This window comes from Amycolatopsis sp. NPDC051106, assembly GCF_040682775.1.
Lineage (GTDB): Bacteria > Actinomycetota > Actinomycetes > Mycobacteriales > Pseudonocardiaceae > Amycolatopsis.
Genome location: NZ_JBFBBQ010000006.1, coordinates 36,352 through 57,098, shown reverse-complemented (window position 1 = coordinate 57,098; position 20,747 = coordinate 36,352). Strand labels below are relative to the sequence as shown.

At 71.0% G+C, this 20,747-nt stretch carries 18 protein-coding genes; 2 read left to right on the top strand and 16 right to left on the bottom strand.

The features are described 5' to 3' along the window. Positions 1-27 precede the first annotated feature (27 nt). From AB0M83_RS06990 to AB0M83_RS06970, 5 genes are all read right to left on the bottom strand, one after another. Positions 28-369 carry an anti-sigma factor antagonist gene (locus AB0M83_RS06990; protein WP_364513640.1) on the bottom strand — a complete coding sequence of 114 codons (342 nt, stop codon included), beginning with the start codon at positions 367-369 and terminating at the stop codon, positions 28-30. Between the two features lie 133 nt (positions 370-502). Next, positions 503-970 (bottom strand): ANTAR domain-containing protein, encoded by a 468-nt coding sequence (locus AB0M83_RS06985; protein ID WP_364513637.1) that lies wholly within the window; start codon positions 968-970, stop codon positions 503-505. A 150-nt stretch (positions 971-1,120) separates the two neighbouring features. Further along, entirely contained in the window at positions 1,121-2,062 is a 942-nt protein-coding gene (locus AB0M83_RS06980; protein WP_364513634.1) for a phosphotransferase, read from the bottom strand. Positions 2,063-2,272: 210 nt separating this feature from the next. Beyond that, entirely contained in the window at positions 2,273-3,478 is a 1,206-nt protein-coding gene (locus AB0M83_RS06975) for a cytochrome P450 (RefSeq protein WP_364513632.1), read from the bottom strand. After that, the gene (locus tag AB0M83_RS06970) at positions 3,475-4,440 is read right to left on the bottom strand and encodes a 2-dehydropantoate 2-reductase N-terminal domain-containing protein (protein WP_364513629.1); all 966 of its coding nucleotides are present in this window, start codon (positions 4,438-4,440) and stop codon (positions 3,475-3,477) included. The genes AB0M83_RS06975 and AB0M83_RS06970 overlap by 4 nt, the downstream gene beginning before the upstream one ends. Positions 4,441-4,532: 92 nt before the next feature. Between AB0M83_RS06970 and AB0M83_RS06965 the strand changes: the two genes are divergently transcribed. Then, entirely contained in the window at positions 4,533-5,117 is a 585-nt protein-coding gene (locus AB0M83_RS06965; RefSeq protein WP_364513626.1) for a TetR/AcrR family transcriptional regulator, read from the top strand. Between the two features lie 71 nt (positions 5,118-5,188). Here AB0M83_RS06965 and AB0M83_RS06960 read toward each other — a convergent pair whose 3' ends face one another. The 6 genes from AB0M83_RS06960 to AB0M83_RS06935 form a co-directional block, all read right to left on the bottom strand. Next, positions 5,189-7,276: a PQQ-dependent sugar dehydrogenase gene (locus AB0M83_RS06960; RefSeq protein WP_364513623.1), complete on the bottom strand. Its 2,088-nt coding sequence runs from the start codon at positions 7,274-7,276 to the stop codon at positions 5,189-5,191. Positions 7,277-7,312: 36 nt separating this feature from the next. Further along, complete coding sequence (locus tag AB0M83_RS06955; RefSeq protein WP_364513620.1) at positions 7,313-10,126, bottom strand: glycoside hydrolase family 2 TIM barrel-domain containing protein; 2,814 nt, start codon at positions 10,124-10,126, stop codon at positions 7,313-7,315. Between the two features lie 191 nt (positions 10,127-10,317). Further along, positions 10,318-11,265, bottom strand: coding sequence for an NmrA/HSCARG family protein (locus AB0M83_RS06950; RefSeq protein ID WP_364513617.1), 948 nt, complete (start codon positions 11,263-11,265; stop codon positions 10,318-10,320). Beyond that, positions 11,262-11,969, bottom strand: coding sequence for an alpha/beta hydrolase fold domain-containing protein (locus tag AB0M83_RS06945; protein ID WP_364513613.1), 708 nt, complete (start codon positions 11,967-11,969; stop codon positions 11,262-11,264). The genes AB0M83_RS06950 and AB0M83_RS06945 overlap by 4 nt, the downstream gene beginning before the upstream one ends. 52 nt (positions 11,970-12,021) lie before the next feature. Then, on the bottom strand, positions 12,022-12,972 hold the full coding sequence (locus tag AB0M83_RS06940; RefSeq protein WP_364513610.1) for an alpha/beta hydrolase: 951 nt from the start codon (positions 12,970-12,972) through the stop codon (positions 12,022-12,024). A gap of 29 nt (positions 12,973-13,001) precedes the next feature. Next, positions 13,002-13,949 carry an NADP-dependent oxidoreductase gene (locus AB0M83_RS06935; RefSeq protein ID WP_364513607.1) on the bottom strand — a complete coding sequence of 316 codons (948 nt, stop codon included), beginning with the start codon at positions 13,947-13,949 and terminating at the stop codon, positions 13,002-13,004. 219 nt (positions 13,950-14,168) lie between these two features. Here AB0M83_RS06935 and AB0M83_RS06930 point away from each other — a divergent pair, with 219 nt between their 5' ends. After that, entirely contained in the window at positions 14,169-14,399 is a 231-nt protein-coding gene (locus tag AB0M83_RS06930; RefSeq protein ID WP_364513604.1) for a hypothetical protein, read from the top strand. Between the two features lie 648 nt (positions 14,400-15,047). Here AB0M83_RS06930 and AB0M83_RS06925 read toward each other — a convergent pair. From AB0M83_RS06925 to AB0M83_RS06905, 5 genes are all read right to left on the bottom strand, one after another. After that, complete coding sequence (locus AB0M83_RS06925; RefSeq protein ID WP_364513601.1) at positions 15,048-17,165, bottom strand: xanthine dehydrogenase family protein molybdopterin-binding subunit; 2,118 nt, start codon at positions 17,163-17,165, stop codon at positions 15,048-15,050. Further along, entirely contained in the window at positions 17,162-18,157 is a 996-nt protein-coding gene (locus AB0M83_RS06920; protein ID WP_364513598.1) for a xanthine dehydrogenase family protein subunit M, read from the bottom strand. The genes AB0M83_RS06925 and AB0M83_RS06920 overlap by 4 nt, the downstream gene beginning before the upstream one ends. After that, positions 18,154-18,693, bottom strand: a complete 540-nt coding sequence (locus AB0M83_RS06915) for a 2Fe-2S iron-sulfur cluster-binding protein (RefSeq protein WP_364513596.1) — start codon at positions 18,691-18,693, stop codon at positions 18,154-18,156. The genes AB0M83_RS06920 and AB0M83_RS06915 overlap by 4 nt, the downstream gene beginning before the upstream one ends. 186 nt (positions 18,694-18,879) lie before the next feature. Then, positions 18,880-19,794, bottom strand: coding sequence for an AraC family transcriptional regulator (locus AB0M83_RS06910; protein ID WP_364513593.1), 915 nt, complete (start codon positions 19,792-19,794; stop codon positions 18,880-18,882). A gap of 43 nt (positions 19,795-19,837) precedes the next feature. Beyond that, complete coding sequence (locus tag AB0M83_RS06905; RefSeq protein WP_364513590.1) at positions 19,838-20,734, bottom strand: SDR family oxidoreductase; 897 nt, start codon at positions 20,732-20,734, stop codon at positions 19,838-19,840. Positions 20,735-20,747 lie beyond the last annotated feature (13 nt).

Below are 20,747 nucleotides of genomic sequence, written 5' to 3'. Positions count from 1 at the left end.
CGCGAAGTGTCCATACGGGTGGTGTCTTCAGCCGACGGGGTGGAGCGTGAGCACGGCGTGCAGCCCGAGCAGCGTGAGCTTCCGGTGGGCCTGCGGTGAGGTGATGATCCGCACCGCGCCGCCCCGAGCCTCGCGGTGGTGGGCCAGGGTCACCAGCGGAACGACGGCTTCCAGCGGCAGGTAGGTCACGGCCGACAGGTCGATGACGATCTCGGCACCGGCAGGCGCGTCCCAGGCGGGCGCGAAGGTCTCCGTCGCGACGCGCGCATCGGGAAGCTCCGCCCCGGCCCGGACGGTGACCACCTCGGAGCCGGGGCGGCCGGGCGTCACGGGGTCGCGCTCGCCCGGCGGTTCGGTCACCATGTTCATCCGTCCGGTTCCTCTTCCCTCGGGGGCCACGCCGGGATCCCCTGGTGTCTTCGTCGCTCGGTGTTCGTCACGCGTTAGCCCACAGACGCTTTTCGACCGGCGAAAAGTGATCGCGTTCGCCCGATCGGGGAGCTCAGCCCGGGTTGTCGAGCACGTCGGTGACGAACTGCTCGGCAACGTCACGCAGCTTGAGGTTGGTGTTCTGGGACTGCTCGACCAGCCGCCCGAACGCGTCGTCGGCGGAGATGCGGTGCAGCGCCATGAGGATGCCTTTGGCCTGGTCGATCACCGCGCGGGAAGACAGGGCCGTGCGCAGTTGCTCGATGGTCTCCTGGGCGGCGGTGTAGCGGCGGGCGCTGCGCAGCGCGGCCCCGTCGCCGGTGGCCGCGACGGTGTAGGGGGCGCCCTCGCGCAGCAGCGTGATGCTGGCCAGCTCGGTGTCGGGCACCGCGTGCGCGACCTGCCGGCACACGCGCTGCAGGATCACCGGCAGCCGCTCGTCCTCGTCCAGCGCCGCGGTCAGCTGCTCCAGCGCGCTGGTGACCTCGTCGACCCGGCGGGCCGCGTCCCGCTCGTCCACCAGTTCCCGTCCGTGGCTCATCGTTTCCCACCTCTCGCCGCTGTGAGGAATCCATGCCGGAACGGGATTCGGAGCCGCTCGCACTGTGGATCGGGTGACGTCGCGGCGGACGCTGTGCGTGAGCGGCGGCCGGCTCCGCTCCGCCCCGGGTACGGTGGGACGCCGACGTCTTCAGCAGCACCGCGGCGACGCCGCACGACGGAGCCGCTCGCGAGCCTCATCCTCCGTCAGTGAGGTGATGGGCCGCCCGGCCGCGTGCTGGTACTTGGCGTCGTAGGCCCTGGTCCAGACGCCCGCCGCCCACGACCGCCGGAGCTCGCCGGCGCCGAACTCCCGGCCCCGCGCCCGGCAATACGCGTCGAGGAACCGCTCCGTGTCCTCGACGGTGGCCAGTTCGTCCACGCTGACGGTCGAATGCAGCGCGGCGGCGAAGCCGACCAAGACGGCTTCGCTCTCAGCGATCACGCTGTCCCAGTCATGCACCACCAGCAGCGCTTCCCCGCTCCAGCGCAGGTTGCCGGCAAGCCAGTCGCAGTGGCCGAGCACCGCTGGGGAGCCGTTGTCTCGCAGCCGGTTCCGGGCACGGCGCCCGGCATCGTCGATCCACGCCGGCCCGGCCACCTCGTCGAGGTCGACATCAGGGTCTTCCTCCGGGCACGGCCACAACCCGTCCCCGGCGTGGTTCCAGGCTGCCCACGACGGCGCCGGATCGAGCGTGGGCACCTCGGCCGGCCGAGGGGCCAGCCGGATCAGCCGCGCGAACGCCTCGGCGAAGGCCTCGGCCGCGTGCTCCGCACTCGGGAGCAGCGCACCGCCGGGGACGTAGGCCTCCGCGGTGGCGACGTCGCCACCGAAAGGCACGGCGCCGGTGAGCGGCCGGGGGCAGGGATAGCCGGCCTGGAACAGGCGGCGCTGGACTTCGACGCAGGCCGCGATCCGCGGCGAGTCCGGACGTACCTTGACCACGACCTCTCGGCCGTCGGCCAGCCGCAGCCCGATGACGGCAGACAGGAACCCGGAGCTGAACATCTCCTCCGCCGGCGGGCTGCCCAGCTGCTGCCCGCACCACCGGGCAAGCCGGACCGGATCGACGGCACGCGGGCGAGGTGACATCAAGGCATCCTGACATGCCCGGGCGGTGTTCCGGAGTTCAGCCGGCAGGGCATGCGTGGCAGGCGGCCGCGGCCGCGCGGCGTACATCGCCCGGGTGAATCGGTGGTGCGAGAACGCGACGCTGCGCACTCGAGTGCCACCGGTGGCCCCGGCCGTTTCCGGGCACCGGCCGGGCGGCCCCTGGGTTCGCGGTCTTCGACAGTTCGTCCGCTACCAGGTCACCGGGAGCTGGTAGAGGCCATAGATGTTCGCGTCGTCCTTGAACGGCAGCTCGTCGACATCCACCGCGAGCTCCAACGTGGGGACGCGGCGGAACAGCGTGTCGAACACGATCTGCAGTTCCATCCGGGCCAGGTTCTGGCCGAGGCACTGGTGCGGCCCGAACCCGAACGCGAGGTGGTGGCGCGCGCCGCGCTCGATGTCGAGCTCGTCCGGGTTCTCGAACGCCCGCGGGTCCCGGTTGGCCGAATAACCGAGCGCCAGCACGCCTTCGCCGGCGCGGATCAGCTGACCGCCGACCTCGATGTCTTCGACGCACAGCCGGGCCGTCGCCACGTCGATGATCGTGAAGTACCGCAGCATTTCCTCGACCGCGTTCAGTGTGGTGCCCGGGTCGGCCTTGATCATCGCGAGCTGCTCCGGGTTGCGCAGGAACGCCACAGTCGACAGCGAAATCATGTTCGCCGTCGTCTCGTGGCCGGCCACGAGCAGCAGCAAGCCCATGCCGGCCAGTGCCGCCCGCCGGTAGGTGCCGTCCGCGCGCAGCTTGACGATCTGCCGCCCGAGCAGGTCGTCCGGCGGATTCTTTTCCTTCTGCTGAATGAGATCGGCCATGTAGCCCTGGATGGCTGCCATGGCCGCCCACCGCTCCTCGGGCGGTGTCGACTGCTTGATCACCTTGACCGTGTGCTCCTGGAAGAACTCATGGTCGGCGTAGGGCACACCCAGCATCTCGCAGATCACCAACGACGGAACCGGCAGCGACAGCGCCTCCACCAGGTCGCCGGGCTTCGGGCCGGCCAGCAGCGCGTCGATCCGCCGGTCGACGATCTCCTGGATCCGCGGCCGCAGCGCCTCCAGCCGGCGCACCGTGAACTCGCCGAGCACGGCTTTGCGCGCCGGCCCGTGCTCGGGCGCGTCCATTGCGATCAGCATGCGCTCCTCGTCCGGCCGCCGGGACGCCGCCTCGCCCTCGACCAGCGCCGGGAAGTCCGGATGCTGCCGGTCGGCGCTGAACCGCCGGTCATTCAGCACGGTTCGCACATCTTCGTGGCGGCTGACCACCCAGGCCTGCCCGCCGTCGGGCAGGCGCACCCGCGAGACCGGCTCTCCTTCGCGAATCTCTTCGTACGCCGGCGGCGGCGCGAACGGGCACGTGCGGGCCATGGGGAACTCGTGTTTCTCGGCGGTGGTCATGACTTTTCCTTCCGCTCACGGGCGAAATACGGTTCCGCCGCTTCCAGCCGCGGTACCGGGATACCCAGCCGTCGTGCTTCGGCCAGGGTGTCCCGGCAGACCTCACGTGGTTCCTCGGCGTCGGGGTCGGAGTGCGCGGCGAGACTCACCCGCGCGAGCGCGACATGAGCGGTCAGCCAGGCGAGCGCGGGGGCCGTCAGCCAGGTGGGCGCCCGGAACGGCAGCACACCGCCCCGGTGCCGTCGCAGGTCGACGCCGCGCGCCTGGAGGAGCGGCAGCAGCTCCCGGCCGGCCAGCAGCCCCTCGCGCAGGTCGCCCCTGGCCCCGACCAGCTCGGACAGGGAACCCCGCTTCAGGCCCTGCGAAAACAGGCCGGCGTCCGACACGAAATGGACCCACAGCCAGCCGCGGAAGTCGGGCCGCTCCTTGAGCCGGAACCCGGCCTCGCGAAACGCCTGGCGCACGGCCCGCTCCCGGTCGGCCGGGGGCCGGCCGAGGGTGCCGAAGACGACCGACGGCAGCAGCCCCGCACGGAGCACACCGTCCGCGTCGAAACCGCCACCGGCCTGGGGAAAGCCCCAGGCGACCCGGTCGGCGGGGAGGTCGCCGATCGCGTCCTGCGGCTCGGTCCAGACGTTGCCGAAGACCAGCACGGTGGCCTGGCCGACCCGCGGGGCCAGGAAGGCCGTCGCCTCGGGGAGGCGGTGGTGCGGCACGCTGAGCACGATCAGGTCGAAGTCGTGGTCCGGCTTCAGCTCCTCGCGGTAGCGCACCGGCCACTTCTCGACGACGCGCTGCCCCCACACCCGGCGCCGCGTATCGAGCAGGTCGAGGTCCACCGCGTCGCCGTACGTCGCCGCGCGGCCCGGCCGGACGTAGAACTCGACGTCGTGTCCCGCGTGGTGCAGGGCCCAGCCGTAGACGGTGGCGATCACGCCTCGGCCGAACATCAGGATCTTCACAGGGCACCTCGTGGGGTACGATTGATATGGAGATCATCTCCACTTCTGGAAGAATATGGAGGTCATCTCCATTTGTCAACGCGAGGGAACGCATGACCGCCGACAAGCCGCTGCGGGCCGACGCCCAGCGCAAGCGTGACGCCCTGCTCGCCAAGGCCCGGGAGGTCTTCGACGCCGGCGGTTTCTTCGACCTGCGCTTCGATGACTTCGCCCGGCTGGCCGGGGTGGGCACGGGCACGCTGTACCGCCACTTCCCCACCCGGGAAGCGCTGGCCGAGGCGGTCTACCACGGGGAAGTCGCCGCGCTGTGCGACCGCGCCCGCCGGCTACAGGCCACGCTGCCCGCGGCGGAGGCCTTGGCGACCTTCCTGCGCGACATGGTCGACCACATAGCCGCCCATCAGGGCCTGGCCCGGACGCTGGCCACGCTGTGGGCCGACCGCTCGGGTGCTCTCGCCGAGGGCAGCCGGGCGCTGGAACAAGCGGTCACCGACCTGGTGGCCGCCGCCGTACAGGAGGGCACCGTCCGCGACGACGTGGACGCCGGTGCCGTGATGATGGCGCTGCACGGCATCGGCGCGGCCCACGACCGCCCCGGGTGGCGCACCGAAGCCGACGGTGTCATCACCCTCGTACTGGACGGGCTACACACCAAGTCCGGCAAGAAGCGAACATAGCCGCAGCGAAACGATCCGTGGTGACCGGCCGCGTTTCAGCGACGCCCTGACGAGTCGGCTTCGTTGTCGGTCTAGGACTGTCCCCCACCCAGTGCGACGTGGAAGACCTTCTCGTTGCTGTTGTCGGGAGTGCTGTCCTTGTCGCCGGTGTTGGTGGTGGTCAGCCACAGGCCGCCGTCCGGGGCCGGCTCCACGGTGCGCAACCGCCCGTAGGTGCCGTTGAAGTACGCCTGGACTCCTGTCAGGTCGCTGCCGCTGATCACTTCCCGGTACATCCGCGTCCCGCGTTCGCAGGCGACGTAGAGCACGTCGCGGACGATGGCGATGCCGGAGCAGGACCCCTCCGAGGTGGGGTAGGTGTGCTTCGGGGCGATGAAGCCGGCGGTGCCGCACGTTCCGGAAGTGCCTTCACACGCCGGCCAGCCGTAGTTGCCGCCCTTGGTGATCAGGTTGGTCTCGTCCATGATCCCGTCGCCGAACTCCTGTTCCCACAACCGTCCCTGGGAGTCGAACGCGAGTCCCTGCGGGTTGCGGTGGCCGTAGCTCCACACGTAGTTGCCGAAGGGGTTGTCCGCAGGCACGGTGCCGTCCGCGTTGAGGCGCAGGATCTTTCCGTTGAGGCCGGCCGTGTTCTGCGCGTTGTTACCGTTCTGGGCGTCACCGGTGGTGGCGTAGAGCTTGCCGTCGGGACCGAAGCGCAGCCGGCCGCCGTTGTGGTACTTGTTGCGCAGCAACCCGCTGACCAGAACTTGTTCCGTGGCCGTGCTGAGCCGGTCGTCCTCCAGCTTGATCCGCACGATCCGGTTGTCGGTCGGCGAGGTGTGCATGATGTAGAGCCAGTGGTCACCGGCGAAGCCGGACGAGATGGCGAGGCCGAGCAGCCCGCCCTCACCGTCGGTGTTGTCCACGCCGGGGACCGTGCCCACCGACGTTTTCGCCCCGGTGGCGGGGTTCAGGTGGACGATGTCGTGGGCGTCGCGCCGCGTGTAGAGAATCGTGCCGTCGGGCAGGGTCACCAGGCCCCACGGGATGTCGGTGTCGGTGGCGATCTGCGTCACCGCGCACACGGAGTCGCCACAGGCTGCGCCGGTGGTCACGGTCGTGGTCGCACTGTGCGGCGACACGTTCGCCTGCGCGTCCCGAGCCACGACGTAGTACTGGTAGCTCGTGTTCGCCGCCAAGCCACTGTCGACGAAGGTCGTCGCGGGCGGCGCGGTGGCGGTCCCGGTGACGGCACCGACCTTGGCGCCGCCCCGGTAGACGTCGTAGGCCCGGACGCCGATGTTGTCCGTGGCCGCGGTCCAGTTCAACGTCACCGTCGTGCCGGACGCGGCGCCGGTCAGCTTCGTGGGCGCGCTCGGCGCCTGGTCGTCCGGCTGGCACTGCGGCGGCGTGATCGAAACCGTCGTGCTGGCCTGCGACACATTGCCCGCGGCATCACGCGCGTTGACGTACAGGCCCCAGGTCGCGCCGGCGACGACCGTGAGGCTCGTCGACAGAGTGCTCCCGCTGACCGACTTCATCGACTGGCCGTCGTGGTAGACGTCGTAGAACGCCACGCCCACGTTGTCGGTGGACGCGTTCCACGAGAACGTGACGGCGTCGCAGACCAGGTCGCTCACCCGGGGGTTGCCCGGCACGCTCGGGGGCTGGGTGTCGGCACCGAGCGTGGTCCGCCACTTCTGGTTGCCTCCCCCGGTGCAAGTCCACAACCCGACCAGGGTGCTGTTGGCGGTGCCCGCCGCGGTGACGTCCAAGCAGAGGCCCGACTGCACACCGATGATGGCGCCGTCGGCGGTGATCCGCCACTTCTGGTTGGCGCCGCCGTTGCAGGGGTAGATCTGCGCGTCGGCGGGTGCGGTGGTGCTCGCACCGGCGACGTCGAGGCACATCGCGGGGTCGTACACCCGCAGCTCGCCCGCCGGCGTGAACGTCCACGCCTGGTTGGCCTGCCCGTTGCAGTCGTAGATGTTGACGCGCGCCTTCGCGGCGGTGCTGTTGCCGACGACGTCCAGACACCGCCCGGACGCCACGCCGACCACGGTCGAGCCGGCGGCCGCCGCCGCGCCGGGCACGGCCACCAGCGCCGCGGCGGCGACGGTGGCGATCACCGCGGCCAGGACACCGAGGCGCAGGCGGCGGACGTTCGAGGGAACCATTCTGTCGGCCTTTCACTGTGGTCGGCTCGGGATACCTCACGCGTCGAAACGGAAGTACACCGTGCGGTGGTAGTCGCCGGCGGCGGCGTTCGGGCGGCTCTCGGGCCCCAGCGACGCGACGCCGTGGAACTTGTTTCCGATCGGCGCGATGCCGTCGAGGAAAGAGATGCCGCCGGCCGGGTAGGTCACCACGGCGTTCTGCGGGTCGGGTCCTACAGCCGGGGTGAACAGCCGCAGGAACAAGCCCTCTTCCGCGGCGACCACCGTGACCGCGCCTTCGGTGGTCTCGAGCACGGCCCAGCAGGTCCGGGCGTGGTAGCCCTTGAACTCCGGGTACACGAACCCGCTCGCCCCGGTCGCGGTGTCGTTGTACGGCTTGCGCCAGACGTCGGGCTGCACACCGCGCAGCCGGTTCTTGTAGACGCGGTACGGCCCGTCCCCGAGCCAGGTGAGGCCTCGCACGTCGGCCTCGGGGTAGTCGAAGTTCACGCCGAGGTGGTCGTGGTCGCCGGTGGCCCGGTAGCGGTACTCCAGCCGCAGCCAGCCGTTGGCGTCCAGCCGCCAGCGCACCGACGTCAAATCGCCGCTGTAGTCCGCCTGGGCGACCCAGCCGGTGCCGTCGCGGAAGTGGCTGAACGCGGTGAGCGTGGCCGCTCCCCCGGCCGGGGCGGGACCGTTGGCCAGCGACACCGGCGTGCTGCCGCGGCGCACGCCGCTCAGCCGCCCGCTGGACTTGCTGATGGTGATCCTGGTGGCCCCGGCGATGAGCGTCACGTCACCGGCGGTCTCGGCCGCGGTGACGCTCCCCGTGGTCGCCGGGCGGACCAAGAGGGCGGCGTAGTCCGGCGCCTTGCGGATGCGCCACGTCCACCCGGTGATGGTCCGGCCGGTCGGGTCGGTGACGCTGAGCTGCAGCGCGTCGGCGGCGGTCCAGTCGGCGGGCAGGCCGAGCGCCAGCGCGCCGGTGGCTCCCGGCGCGACGTCCGGCGCCTCCGCCTGGCCTTGGGCGAGGATCCGGTGACCGGGTCCCGCGCCGGGCGCGGGAAACGCCAGCAGCTGCCAGCCGAACCGGCACGTCCGGAGGTTCGTGAAGTCGTACCGGTTGACGAGCTTCACCGTCTTGTCGAACGAAGCGGGGAAAACCGAGTCGTAGTAAGACGGATTGGCCAGCTGGACGGGCGACCAGATGTCCTTGATCGTGAAGAAGCTGCCTTCCTTCTCGCGGTACGGGCCGAGGATGCCGTCGGGAGCGCGGCTGCCGTTGGTGTCGAGGACCCCGCCACGGTCGTCACGCACGACGCTTTCGTCGACGAGCGCCCAGAGGAACCCGCCCGCCGAACGCTGTGACCCGCCCATGAGCTTCCAGTAGTCGTTCAGGCCGGCCCCGGCGCCGCCGTCGTAGAGGCCGTGCAGGAACTCGGTCGGCAGGAAGACCGTGCCGCCGGCGGCCTTGCTCGCGGTGCTGTTGTAGGTCTGGTAGTGACTGGTGTCGACACCGCTGAACGTCGTCCACGGGTGCAGTACCGCCCGCCGCTGCGGGTCGCACTGGCCGAAGTCGTCGTCCAGCGCGGTGTTCCAGCCGCCTTCGTTCCCGTTGTCCCAGAACAGGATCGACGGGTGGTTGACGTCGCGCTCCACCAGGGCCTTGACCAACGGGGCGCCGACACCTTCGTCGTAACGGCGCTGCCAGCCGGTCAGCTCGTCCAGGACGTAGAGGCCGAGCTCGTCGCAGAGGTCGAGGAAGAACGCGTCCGGCGGGTAGTGCGACATCCGGACGGCGTTCATGTTCATATCCTTCATCAGCCCGATGTCCAGCCGGGCGAGCCGGGGACTCGACGCCCGGCCGGAGGTCGGCCAGAAGGTGTGCCGGTTCGCTCCTTTGAGGACGATCCGCTTCCCGTTGACGTAGACGCCGTCACCGGCCCGGACCTCGACCGTGCGGAACCCGAAGCGCTCGACGACGCTGTGCAGCGGCACGCCGGTGGCGCTCGCGAGCGTCAGCTCGACCTGGTGGAGGTTCGGTGTCTCGGCCGTCCACAGCGCCGGCTGGGACGCGGTGGTGGTCAGGGTCGCACCGGTGGCTCCGCTCGCCACCGCGACCGAGAAGGGGCCGCCGACAGCCGTACCGTCGAGTCGGCGCAACTGGGCGACCACCCGGCCCGCGGCGGTCACCCCGGCGAGCGTGACGTGGGCGGTGAAGGTCCCGTCCGCGCGGGCGTCGAGCGCGACGCGGTCGATCCGGGCGGCCGGGAACGCCTGCAGCGACACCGGCCGGAAGAGCCCGCCGAAGTTCCAGAAGTCGCCCCGGCGCTCGGCGTCGTTCACCGAGTTGTCCGCCGACTCCTTGCTGACGGTCGCCTCGAGCAGGTTCGGCTCACCGAGCCGGAGCAGAGCGGTCACGTCGTAGCGGAAGCGGTAGAAGCCGCCCTGGTGCACCGGTCCCGCCGAGACACCGTTGACGCGCACTTCGGCGTCGGTCATCGCGGCCTCGAAAACCAGGAAGATCCGCCGGCCCGCCCAGGACGCCGGCGGGGTGAACCGGTGCCGGTAGTTTCCCTTCTCCGCCGGGACGAGGTCTCCGCCGTAGTGGTAACTGCCGAAGCCGTGGCACTCCCAGTTCGACGGCGTCGGGATGCGGCTCCACTCCCCCGCGCGCCGGCCGGCCGTGACCTGGAAGTCCCAGTCGACGGTGTGGTCGGCGTCGCAGCCGGTGAGGAGCATGGTCTCGGTCGCCGGACCGGCGAGCGCCGCACTCGCTTCGCCCGCCGAAGAGACCCCCAGCGCGGACAGTCCTGCGGTGGCGGCGCCCACTGTGCTGATCGACAGCGCCGTACGACGATCGAATTCCACTGGGTCTCCAAAGGCCTGGGCGGGCTGGGTCCACCGACGTGCACAGAGACGCGAAGGGCTGACGGTTCAGCGTGATATATGACACATCATACAACAGTAACGTGTGCGCAAAGTAGACAAACCGCCGGACAAGTCTCGACCTCCCGCCGTTGTGCCGCCCCTTGGCCGCATCCGGGGCTGCGCGACGGCGGTCAGGCCGGCTTGACCGCCTCGATGTGCTCGTTCAGCCAGCTGCGGAAGGTCTGCAGGCGCGGGTTGAGCGACCGGACCAGGTCCAGGTCGCGAGCACCGACGAAGTCGCGCTCGCCTTCGACGTAGAACTGGAACATGTTGCCGAACTCGTCACCGGCGGGCAGTCCGAGCGAGCGGAACTGATCGTGCGTGAGCGGCCGGTAGTCGACCGGTTCGCCCAGTGCGTCGGCGAACGCGGCGGCGTACTGGGCGCCGGTCAGGTGTTCACCCGCGATGCTCACGGTCTTGCCCACGTACTCGTCGCCGGCGGCGAACACTCCGTAGGCGGTGCGGCCGATGTCCTCCGCCGCGATGCCCGACAGCCGGGACTCCCCGATCGGCAAGGTGAGCACGAGCCGGCCGTCCGCCCCCCGCGCCGGACCGGTGCCCTGGGTGAATCCCTCCCAGTAGAAGGTGCTTCGCAGGTAGGTTGTCGGCACACCCGCGTCGCGGAAGAACGCGTCCGCCTCGGCCTTGGCGTCGAAGTGCGGGACGGTGTAGCGGTCCTGCAGTACCGGGACCCGCTGCTCGGACACGGGAATGACCTCGCGGGTGTCTTCCAGGGTCGACCAGACGACGTGCGCCACTCCGGCCGCCTTCGCGGCACGGGCGGCTGTCGCGGCCTGGGCCAGTTCGACGTCGGCGGACATGGACTCCCAGAAGTTGGTCACCACGAAGGCGCCGTGCGCGCCCTCGAACGCCTTGCGCAGGGACTCCTCGTCGTCCAGGGTCGCTTCCACCACCTCGGCGCCACGCTCGGCCAGCGCACGGGCCTTCGCCGAGCCCGCGTTCCTGGTGACCGCCCGGGCGGCGAACGGACCGCCGGGATCGTCCAGGATGGCCCGGACGAGGCCACCTCCCTGGGCGCCCGTGGCACCCAGCACCGCGATGATCTTCTTGTCGCTCATGAGAACTCCTTCTTGTGGCAGCTTGCTCGGGTGAACGGCGTCGATTCAGATCGACTTGAGCACTCTGACCCGATCGGCGACCGCGCGCCGGGCGACGCCGGCGGTGAAGGCGATGGAGTCGAACTCGTGCGGCACGCCGGGGCGGCCGTCGGCGGCACCCCGGGGGTCCCGACCGCGTCGCCGAGGAAAGCTCGCCATCCGGCGACGAGGTCGCCGTGGTTGTAGACGAAGGGCGCGAGGTGGGGGTCGGGAGCGCCGGTGCGGTCGTCGGGCATCGGCATGACGAGGAGCTGGCGGGCGATCCGCGGCCCGCCGCGTTCTCGCGCGAGGATCGACACGGCCGCGGCCATGCCGCCGCCGGCGCTGTCGCCCATGACGCCGATCCGGTCCGCGTCGACGCCGAGCTCCGCGGCGTGCTCGTGCAGCCAGTTCAGCGCCGCGTAACCATCCTCGATGGGGACGGGGAAGGGATGTTCGGGGGCGCGGCGGTATTCGACCGACAGCATGGGCACCCCGCCGGCGGAGACGTACCTGTCGCTCGTCTTGACGTCTTCGGGGAAGGGCTGGGCGCCGCTGGAGGCGGCGAGGATCGGCTCCCAGAAGGCGCGGCGGCCTTCGACGTCGTCGCGCGGAGGCTGGAACGCCTCGGTCCCGCCCATCCGGGCCAGGACGTCGGCTACTTCGGGATCGAACTGGAGTGCCATGATTTCAAGCTTTCGTTGCGTGGTGCGCGGGGAAACGATGTCCGGGTGCGGCTCAGATCGACTTGAGGACCCGCACCCGGTCGGCGAGGGCGCGCCGGGCGACGTCGGAGCCGAAGGCGATGGAATCGAACTCGTGGGGTGCGCCGGGGTGCAGGTGGAATTCCACCGGCACGCCGGCGCGGCTGAGCTTGGTGGCGTAGGCGGTGTCTTCGTCGCGGAAGACGTCGAGCTGGCCGACCTCGATGTAGGCCGGGGGCAGGCCGGTCGCGTCTTCGAGGCGGGCCGGCGCGGCCGTGGCGGGGACGTCGGGGCCGCCGGCGGTGTCGCCGAGCAGGGCGGGCCACGCGGTGCGGCTGTCGTCGTAAGACCACAGCACGTAAGGCGTGATGTGCGGGTCGGGGGTGGTGGTGCGGTCGTCGAGCATCGGCATGAGCAGGATCTGGCGCGCGATCTTCGGGCCGCCGCGTTCGCGGGTCAGGATGGTCAGTGCGGCCGCCATGCCTCCCCCGGCGCTGTCGCCCATCACGCCGATGCGCTCGGGGTCGACGCCCAGTTCGGCGGCGTGCTCGTGCAGCCAGCCCAGCGCGGCGTAGGCGTCTTCGAGCGGGGTGGGATAAGGGTGCTCGGGGGCGCGGCGGTACTCGACCGACAGCATCGGCACGCCGCTGGCGGAGACGTAGCGGCTGACCGGCCCGTCGAACAGGTCGATGTGGCCGAAGATGTACCCGCCGCCGTGGAAGAACAGCACGGCCGGGCCCGGTGTCGCGCCGTCCTTGGCGTACCAGCGCATCGTGATCCGCGCGCCGTCGTCCGCGGTCGCGGAGTACTCGCGCGTCTTGACGTCGGCCGGGATCGGCTGGGCCGTTCCCGCGGCGCCGATGATCGGCTCCCACATGGCACGCCGTGCCGCGATGTCACCTACCGCCGGCGGCGGGGCGTCCGCCATCGCGCCGGCCATCGGGGCCAGTGCCGCGGCGATTTCGGGATCCAAGCTGAGGGACATGACGACTGCCTTTCGGAACGGGGTGGGCGTCAGACAGTGGGCGGGACGACGACGATGACCTTGCCGTGCACCGCGCCTTCGGCGGCCCGTGCGTGCAGCGCCGGCAGCTGAGCCAGCGACACCCGCTCGGCGATCTCGACGCGCAGCTTCCCGCCGTCCACCAGCGACACCAGCTGCGACAGCTGCTCGGCGTCGCCGCGGACGAACAGGTCGATGCCCCGCACGCCGCGCTCTTCGTCGCTGGGGGCGGGCATCCACACCGTCGTGTTCACCACGGCACCGCCGCCGCGGACGAGGGCGGCCAGCGCGGTGAGTTCGGCCGGGTCGACCGGGGCGAGGTTGAGCACGACGTCGACCGGCTCGGTCACCGCCGCGGCCACTCCGGTGGTGGTGTGGTCGATGATCTCGTCGGCACCGGCCGACTTGACCGCGTCACCACTGCGCGGGCCGGCGGTGGCGATCACGTACGCACCGGCGTTCTTGGCCAGCTGCACGGCGTAGCCGCCGACCGCTCCCCCGGCGCCGTTGACCAGCACCCGCTGGCCGGCTTGGAGCTTGCCGTGGTCGAAGAGCGCCCGCCAGGCGGTGAGGCCCACCAGTGGCAGCGCGGCGGCGTCGGGCAGCGGGATGCTCGTGGGTGCCGGCGTCAGGGCGTCGGCCGGCGCGAGGATGTACTCGGCGGAAGCGCCGTCGTCGGTCATCGGCAGGAACCCGATGACCGCGGCGCCGACCTCGAGGCCGTCCACACCCTCACCCAGCGCGTCGACCGTGCCCGCGACATCGCGGCCGGGAGTGTGCGGAAGGGTCACCGGCATGGGACCGCGCATGGTGCCCGCACGCACACTCGCGTCGATGGGGTTGAACGACGTCGCGGCGACGCGGACCCGGACCTGTCCGGCCCCGGGGACCGGTCGCTCGACGTCTTCGTAGCGCAGGACGCCGGGCTCGCCGTACTCGTGGAAACGCACTGCCTTCATCGGTGGGTCTCGCTTTCGCTCCTGCGTTTTGCTTCGAAGTTGAAGCAACTGGACCCAAGGTAGCTTTGATTCGAATTCGAAGCAAGTGACGTGCCTCACCGCGCCGGTGTGCCGGGACACCGCGAGCAGAGAGCAGGGCCGAGCCACCCGGCAGGAATCACGGGTGGTGTCCACGACCTCCACGGGATTTTCGGCTCAGGGCTGCTCGCCTGCCGAGCGGTGTCCTTCCGCGACACCCGCGAAAACGTCCGGCCGCTCATCATCATGAGCGGCTGGTGCGCCGCCATCAGCCGGCCACGCACCGGCGAATCCGCGAACCGCGGATCCAGCTGGAACTCCGCCGCCGACGACCACCACGTCACCGGCACGATGCCGGACATGACCATGCGCTGGATCGCCATCTCGTGCGCCCGGCGGCCGGTCGTGGCAGTGGCGTCCTCCACCACGTAACCTCGTACCCCTCACGCCACGCGCCCAGCGAAGTCGAATCGGCCCCGTTGGTCACCACCAAGCCGCTCCCGTACAGCTTCGCGGTCTTGGCCAGCCCCACCACGTTGTTGATGTGCTCACCCAAATCACGCGAGCGCAGCACATTCGCGAAGCCGACCGCATAGTCGACCAGCACCACAGTGGTGTCTTCCGGCGTCAAGGAGTCGAGGTTCATCGAGAGTATCGGCCTTTCGCTTCATCAATCGGCTTCCGGCAGTTCCGGCGGATGAGAAGCCGGCCCACGGCGCAGGTTCGATGAAGGTCGAGCCGTTCACGCCGGTGATCCACATCAGGCCAGGATCCTGACCACCGGCTCGATCATCCTGGGCCAACTTGTCCCACCAAGCGACGGCCGGCTTGCGCACGGCCGGCGGCTGACGCCTGAGCAGGCAGCCCGCGATCCGGACGTCGCGAATGACTCATTCGGGACACCAGAAGCCCCCAATGACTCTTTCGGGACGCCCTCGACCTGCGCCGGGGCAGCCAGGCCGCACGACTTCGCCGGAACCCTGCGACCCCGGCCGGGAGACTGAGCCTGGCCCGCTGCGTCGTGGACGAGAACTGACCGCTGCGACGGGGGTTCCCAGTCTCGGCGCGGTTGTCCGCCCGCTATCGCAGCGAAGGCGAAGCGACGGCAGTGGTCTGCTCCAGCACGCGGTCGAGGCGGATCGGAAGGGTCCGCTGGCGGGTGCCGGTGGCGTGCCACACGGCGTTGGCGATCGCCGCCGCGGTGCCTGCCGTGCCGATTTCACCGAGGCCGTTGAACCCCGACGGGTCCTGGGGTTCGTAGTCCGGCACGAAGCCGGCCTCGATGTCGGGCACGTCGGCGTGCGCGGCGATGTGGTAGCCGGCGAAGTCGCCGTTCGCCAGCCGGCCGGTGCGGGGGTCTCGCACGCTTTCCTCGTGCAATGCCATGGACAGCCCCATGATCATCCCGCCGACCACCTGGCTGCGCGCCAGCAGCGGGTTGATCACCCGGCCCACGGCGAACATGCCGAGCAGCCGGCGAACCCGTACCTCGCCGGTGGCCGGGTCGACGGTGACCTCCGCGAAGACGGCGCTGTAGGTCTGGCGTTCCGTGGCCGGCTGGAAATCGATCCTCGTGCTGGTGTCCACCGTCACGGTCATCGGCCGGACCGGGTCGTCCAGGTTCTCCCGCAGTTCCTTCGCGGCCTCGGTGATCGCGAAGGACCAGGACGTCGTGCCGCGTGAACCGCCCGCGCCCCAAGCCATTCCGAGATCGCTGTCGCCGATCCGGATGCGGATCCGCTCGGTGCCGGCTCCCAGCGCGTCGGCGGCGACCGCGGTCAGCGCGGTCCGGGCGCCCGTGCCGATGTCGCTCGCCCCGATCGACACCGTGAACGTCCCGTCCGTCTCCGCGGTGATCGAGGCCTTCGACGGGAACACCCCGGCGCTGAACGACGTGGTGGCCATGCCGCTGCCGACCAGCAGCGGGCCCTCGCGCCGGCGGCGGGGGCGCCGGTCGCGCGCCGCCCAGCCGAACCGGCGCGCGCCCTCGCCCATGCAGGAGACCAGGCGGCGGGTGCTGAAAGGCTTTCCCGAGACGGGCGTGACGGCGGGCTGGTTGCGCAGGCGCAGTTCGAGGGGGTCCAGGTCCAGCCGCTCGGCGACCTCGTCGATCGCCGACTCCAGGGCGAACGAGCCGGGCGTCGCGCCGGGGCCGCGCATCGAGGCGGGCGGCAGGATGTCGAGGGGCACGGCGGTGAGCCGCGTGCGGATCGCCGGTGCCGAGTACAGGATCTTGGCCTGCTCGGTGCACGCCTCGATGTACTCCGAAAGCGGCGAGAGGCCGTAGGCCGCCCGGTGGTGGATGGCCCGCAGGCGGCCGTCGGCGTCCGCGCCGATGGTCACCACCTGGTCCGTTCGAGGCCGCGACGAGGTCGTCTCGAAAACCTGTGCCCGGGTCATGGCGATCCGGACCGGACGGCCGAACCACCGGCCGGCCATCGACGCGAGCACCACCTGCGGGCCGCAGGCGCCCTTGCCGCCGAAACCCCCGCCGACGTGCTCGGAACGAACGTGCACCCGCTCCCGGTCGATGGACCACAACGCGGCCAGGACCTCGGACACGCTGAACGCTCCCTGGTTGGAGTCCTCGGCGTACACGTGGCCGGAGTCCCACCACACGGTCGCGGCGTGCGGCTCCATGGCGGAGTGGCTTTCCTCGGGAGTGCGGTACCGCTCCTCGACCACCACGGCGGACGCCGCCAGTTCCGCGTCCAGGTCGCCGATGTCCGCCTCCGGGCCGAAGGCGGTCGACGCCGGCCGCGCGGCCGGGTGTTCCAGGCGCAGGTCCAGATCGTGCGGTTCGACGTCGCAGGTCACCCGCAGCGCCGCTGCCGCCGCGCTGGCCTGCTCGGGTGTTTCCGCCACCACCAGCGCGAGGGGCCAGCCCGCGTACGGAATCGCCTCGTCCTGCAGGAGCCGGAGGCTGCCGTCCGGGCCGAAGTAGTTGCCGGCCTCGGGGTTGAGGCGGGGTGCGTTGCGGTGGTCGAGTACGCCCAGCACGCCCGGCATACCGAGCGCTGCCGAGGCGTCGATGTCGCGGATCCGGCCTCGGGAAACGGTGCCGGTCACCATCCAGCCGTGGGCCAGGTCCGGCATCGGCACGTCCGCGGCGTAGTGGGCGGCACCGGTGACCTTGAGCCGGCCCTCGGTCCGGGGGCGTGGCGCGCCGACGGCGCCGGAAGCGGGGTTCGCGCTCATCGGTTCTGGTCCGTTCCACTGAGTTCACCGAGCGTGGCCGCGATCAGGTTCCGCGCCAAGGTCACCTTGTACCCGTTGTCACGCAACGGATCGGCTTCGCTCAGCGCCTCCTCGGCGCAGGTCCGGAGCCGGTCGGCGGTGGGTTGGGCGCCGCGGAGCAGAGCCTCGGCGGAACTGGCCCGCCAGGGACGCGAAGCCACACCGCCCAGCGCGATGCGTACGTCGCGCACCACGCCATCGCGGATGTCGAGCGCGGCGGCGACGGACACCGTCGCGAAGGCGTACGACGCGCGCTCGCGGACCTTGCGGTAACGCGACCGCAGGCCCGCCGCGGACCCCGGCAGGACGACGGCGGTGATCAGCGCGCCGGGCGGTAACGCGGTTTCGCGGTCCGGCCGGTCACCGACCGGCAGGTAGAACCGTGACAACGGGATTTCACCGGCGCCGTCGAGCGTCTCGTAGCGGACGACCGCGTCCAACGCGGCGAGCGCCACCGCCATGTCCGAGGGATGGGTCGCCACGCAGTGCTCGGAGTGGCCGAGTACCGCGTGGTTGTGGTGCACTCCCCCGAGCGCGGCGCACCCACTGCCGGGCACTCGCTTGTTGCACGGCTGGGAAAGGTCGGCGAAGTAACCACACCGGGTCCGCTGCACCAGGTTGCCGCCCACCGTGGCCATGTTCCGCAGCTGGCCGGACGCGCCCGCCAGGACGGCCTGGGTCAGTGCCGGGAACCGGCGGCGCACCTCGGGATGCGCGGCCACGTCGCTGTTCGTCGTGGTCGCACCGATGACCAGCCCGCCGTCCGGTGTGTCGCGGACACCGTCGAGCGGCAGCTGCCGTACGTCCACCAGCCGGGTCGGCTCCTCGACTCCGCACTTCATCAGGTCGACGAGATTCGTGCCCCCACCCAGGTACCGGGCGCCGGCATCGCCGGCGACCGCGGTGAGCGCGTCCTGCACCTGGGCCGCGCGCTGGTAGGCGAACTCCCTCACGCCGCACCACCCTCGCGTGCCGCGGTCTCGAGCACCGCGCGCACGATCGGCGGGTACGCCCCGCAGCGGCACAGGTTGCCGCTCATCCGTTCGCGCACTTCGGTTTCGTCCAGTTCCGGCGCCTGGTCCGGTGCGTCGACGGCGGTGACGGCGCTGGGCCAGCCCGCGGCGTGTTCGGCGAGCATCCCGACCGCCGAGCAGAGCTGTCCGGGGGTGCAGAAACCGCACTGGAAGCCGTCCAGGCGCAGGAAAGCCTCCTGGATCGGCCGCAGCTCGCCCTCGGTGGCCAGTCCCTCGACGGTCGTGACCGAGGTGGTGTCGGCGGCGACCGCGAGGGTCAGGCAGGAGACCACCCGCCGGCCGTCGCACAGCACCGTGCAGGCGCCGCATTGCCCGTGGTCGCACCCTTTCTTGGGCCCGGTGAGGCCGAGGTCCTCCCGCAACGCGTCGAGCAGGGTCCTGCGGTTGTCCACGGACAGCCGGTGGGTCATCTCGTTGACTCGCAACGATATTTCGCTGCGGGTGTGGTCGGTCATCGCCGTCCTCTCAGGCTGACAACAGTGCGTGCGGTCGTGCACGCGCCCGTCGTCGCTTGCCGGACACCAGCCGGCCGTGAGCCGTCCTCAGGTGCCTCTGTCCGGGCAGGCTATAGCGAGTCCCCCGCGGCCGGACCCGTCAACAGGGCAGGCGGGCAGGATCGGACAAGAAGTCGCGAGTTCTGGTCAACGGTCCCGAGAACTGCCGGATGCTCCGGTTCGGACGTTCGCGCCCAGGCGGATGGCGTCTCGGCTCGGCGGGTCACCGAACTGGCGGCGGTATTCGCGGCTGAACTGGGCGGGGCTCTCGTAGCCGACTTGACGGCTGATGCCGGCGATGTCGCCGGGATCCGCGGCGAGCAGCAGCCGGGCACGCTGCAGGCGGATCTGCTTCTGGTACTGGATGGGGCTCATCGAGGTGACGGCCTGGAAGTTGCGGTGGAACGCGGAGACGCTCATGCCCGCCCTCTGCGCCACCTCCTCGACGCGGAAGGGCAGCGCGTAGTTGTCGCGGATCCATTGCACGGCCCTGGCGATGTGGCTGAGACTGCTGTCGGGTAGGCCGAACTGACGCAGAACGGTGCTCTGCTCACCGGTCAGCAACCGCCAGATGATCTCCCGTTTGATCAGGGGCGCGAGCACGGGGATGTCGCGGGGCTGATCGAGCAGCCGCAGGAGACGGACGACGGCGTCGAGCAGTTCGGCGGACGCGGCGCTGACGGCCAGACCGGCCGCCGCACCGGGGGCGAGTTCCGGCAGCTGCCCGGCGTCCGCGGCCAGCAGCACCTCGGCGACGGCGGCCGGCCGCAGGTCCAGGCCGAAGCCGAGCGCGGGTTCCTCCGGGCTGGCTCGGAGGAACTGCGCGGTCACCGGCAGGTCGACCGAAGCGATGACGTACTCCCCGGCGCGGTGCTCGTAGACGCGGTCGCCCAGCGCGAACCGTTTGACGCCCTGGGCGACGACGGCCAGCACCTTGCTGTAGGTGGTCGGCGTCGGCGGGGTGGGCCGATCGGCGCGGAAGATGCGCACGGCATCGATGTCCGTGCTCAGATCGGGCCGGGCATGCCGGGCCAGCAAGGCACGCAGTTCGTCGAGCGGCATGGTCATCATTGAAACACCGCACCGCGCGGCGCATGCGTGGCGTTCACCGCGCCTGCCCGGCGAACTCGGCCGCGTGAGACCGAGCGAAGTCCGCGAAGCTGGTCGGCGTCACCCCGAAGAGGTGGTGCGCGGCCAGTTCGACCCGGGCCTCCGGGGTGCGCCGGCGCTCCCGGAACTGTTCGTCGAACAGATCCACCACGTGCGGTGGCAGGCCGGCGGCGGCGTAGCGGCGGCGCTGCTCCTCGAACGTCACGTCGACGTAGCGGAACGGCCTGCCGGTCGCTGCGGAGATGCGCTCGACGATCTCGGTCATCGTCAGCGCTTCCGGGCCGGTGATGTCGTAGGCGCGGTTTTCGTGGCCGCCCGCGGTGAGCAGCCCGGCCGCGATCTCGGCGACGTCGGCGACGTCGACCGGAGACAGCCGCGTGTCGCCGATCGGCAGCACCAGCTCCCCCGCCGCGGCGTCCACCCCGGTGACCGTGCCGGGCAGGTAGTTCTGCATGAACTGGCTGGGGCGCAGGTGCGTCCACGCCAGCCCGGACCGCTCCAGGTACCGCTCGATCCGGCCGTGCCAGCGGGTGCCGCGGAACACGTCCTGGTCGAAGCCGACACCGGCCTCCCGGCCGGAGAACTTGACCACGTGCGGCACGCCCGCCGCCCGCGCGGCGTCGATGAAGCTGATCTGCGCGTCGACCATCTCCGCACGCGGCGACGAGATCAGCAACGCCCGCTTCACCCCGTCCAGGGCCGGAGCCAGCGCCGACCGGTCACGCAGATCGCCCTCGACCACCGTGACACCGGGCAGGCCGGCCAGCTCCGGCGCGCGTGCCGCGTCGCGCACCAGGGCCCGCACCGGCACTCCTCGGCGGATGAACGCCTTGATCACCGCGGATCCGGCTCTGCCGGCCGCGCCTGTCACCAAGATCATTTCGTCGGTCACCAGGACCACACCT

Bases quoted from the DNA above. Each gene is read 5' to 3' on its own strand.
- AB0M83_RS06910 (WP_364513593.1), bottom strand. From the start codon at position 19,794: ATGCCGCTCGACGAACTGCGTGCCTTGCTGGCCCGGCATGCCCGGCCC.
- AB0M83_RS06915 (WP_364513596.1), bottom strand. From the start codon at position 18,693: ATGACCGACCACACCCGCAGCGAAATATCGTTGCGAGTCAACGAGATG.
- AB0M83_RS06965 (WP_364513626.1), top strand. From the start codon at position 4,533: ATGACCGCCGACAAGCCGCTGCGGGCCGACGCCCAGCGCAAGCGTGAC.
- AB0M83_RS06940 (WP_364513610.1), bottom strand. From the start codon at position 12,972: ATGTCCCTCAGCTTGGATCCCGAAATCGCCGCGGCACTGGCCCCGATG.
- AB0M83_RS06935 (WP_364513607.1), bottom strand. From the start codon at position 13,949: ATGAAGGCAGTGCGTTTCCACGAGTACGGCGAGCCCGGCGTCCTGCGC.
- AB0M83_RS06980 (WP_364513634.1), bottom strand. From the start codon at position 2,062: ATGTCACCTCGCCCGCGTGCCGTCGATCCGGTCCGGCTTGCCCGGTGG.
- AB0M83_RS06990 (WP_364513640.1), bottom strand. From the start codon at position 369: ATGAACATGGTGACCGAACCGCCGGGCGAGCGCGACCCCGTGACGCCC.
- AB0M83_RS06985 (WP_364513637.1), bottom strand. From the start codon at position 970: ATGAGCCACGGACGGGAACTGGTGGACGAGCGGGACGCGGCCCGCCGG.
- AB0M83_RS06950 (WP_364513617.1), bottom strand. From the start codon at position 11,265: ATGAGCGACAAGAAGATCATCGCGGTGCTGGGTGCCACGGGCGCCCAG.
- AB0M83_RS06925 (WP_364513601.1), bottom strand. From the start codon at position 17,165: ATGAGCGCGAACCCCGCTTCCGGCGCCGTCGGCGCGCCACGCCCCCGG.
- AB0M83_RS06960 (WP_364513623.1), bottom strand. From the start codon at position 7,276: ATGGTTCCCTCGAACGTCCGCCGCCTGCGCCTCGGTGTCCTGGCCGCG.
- AB0M83_RS06975 (WP_364513632.1), bottom strand. From the start codon at position 3,478: ATGACCACCGCCGAGAAACACGAGTTCCCCATGGCCCGCACGTGCCCG.
- AB0M83_RS06945 (WP_364513613.1), bottom strand. From the start codon at position 11,969: ATGGCACTCCAGTTCGATCCCGAAGTAGCCGACGTCCTGGCCCGGATG.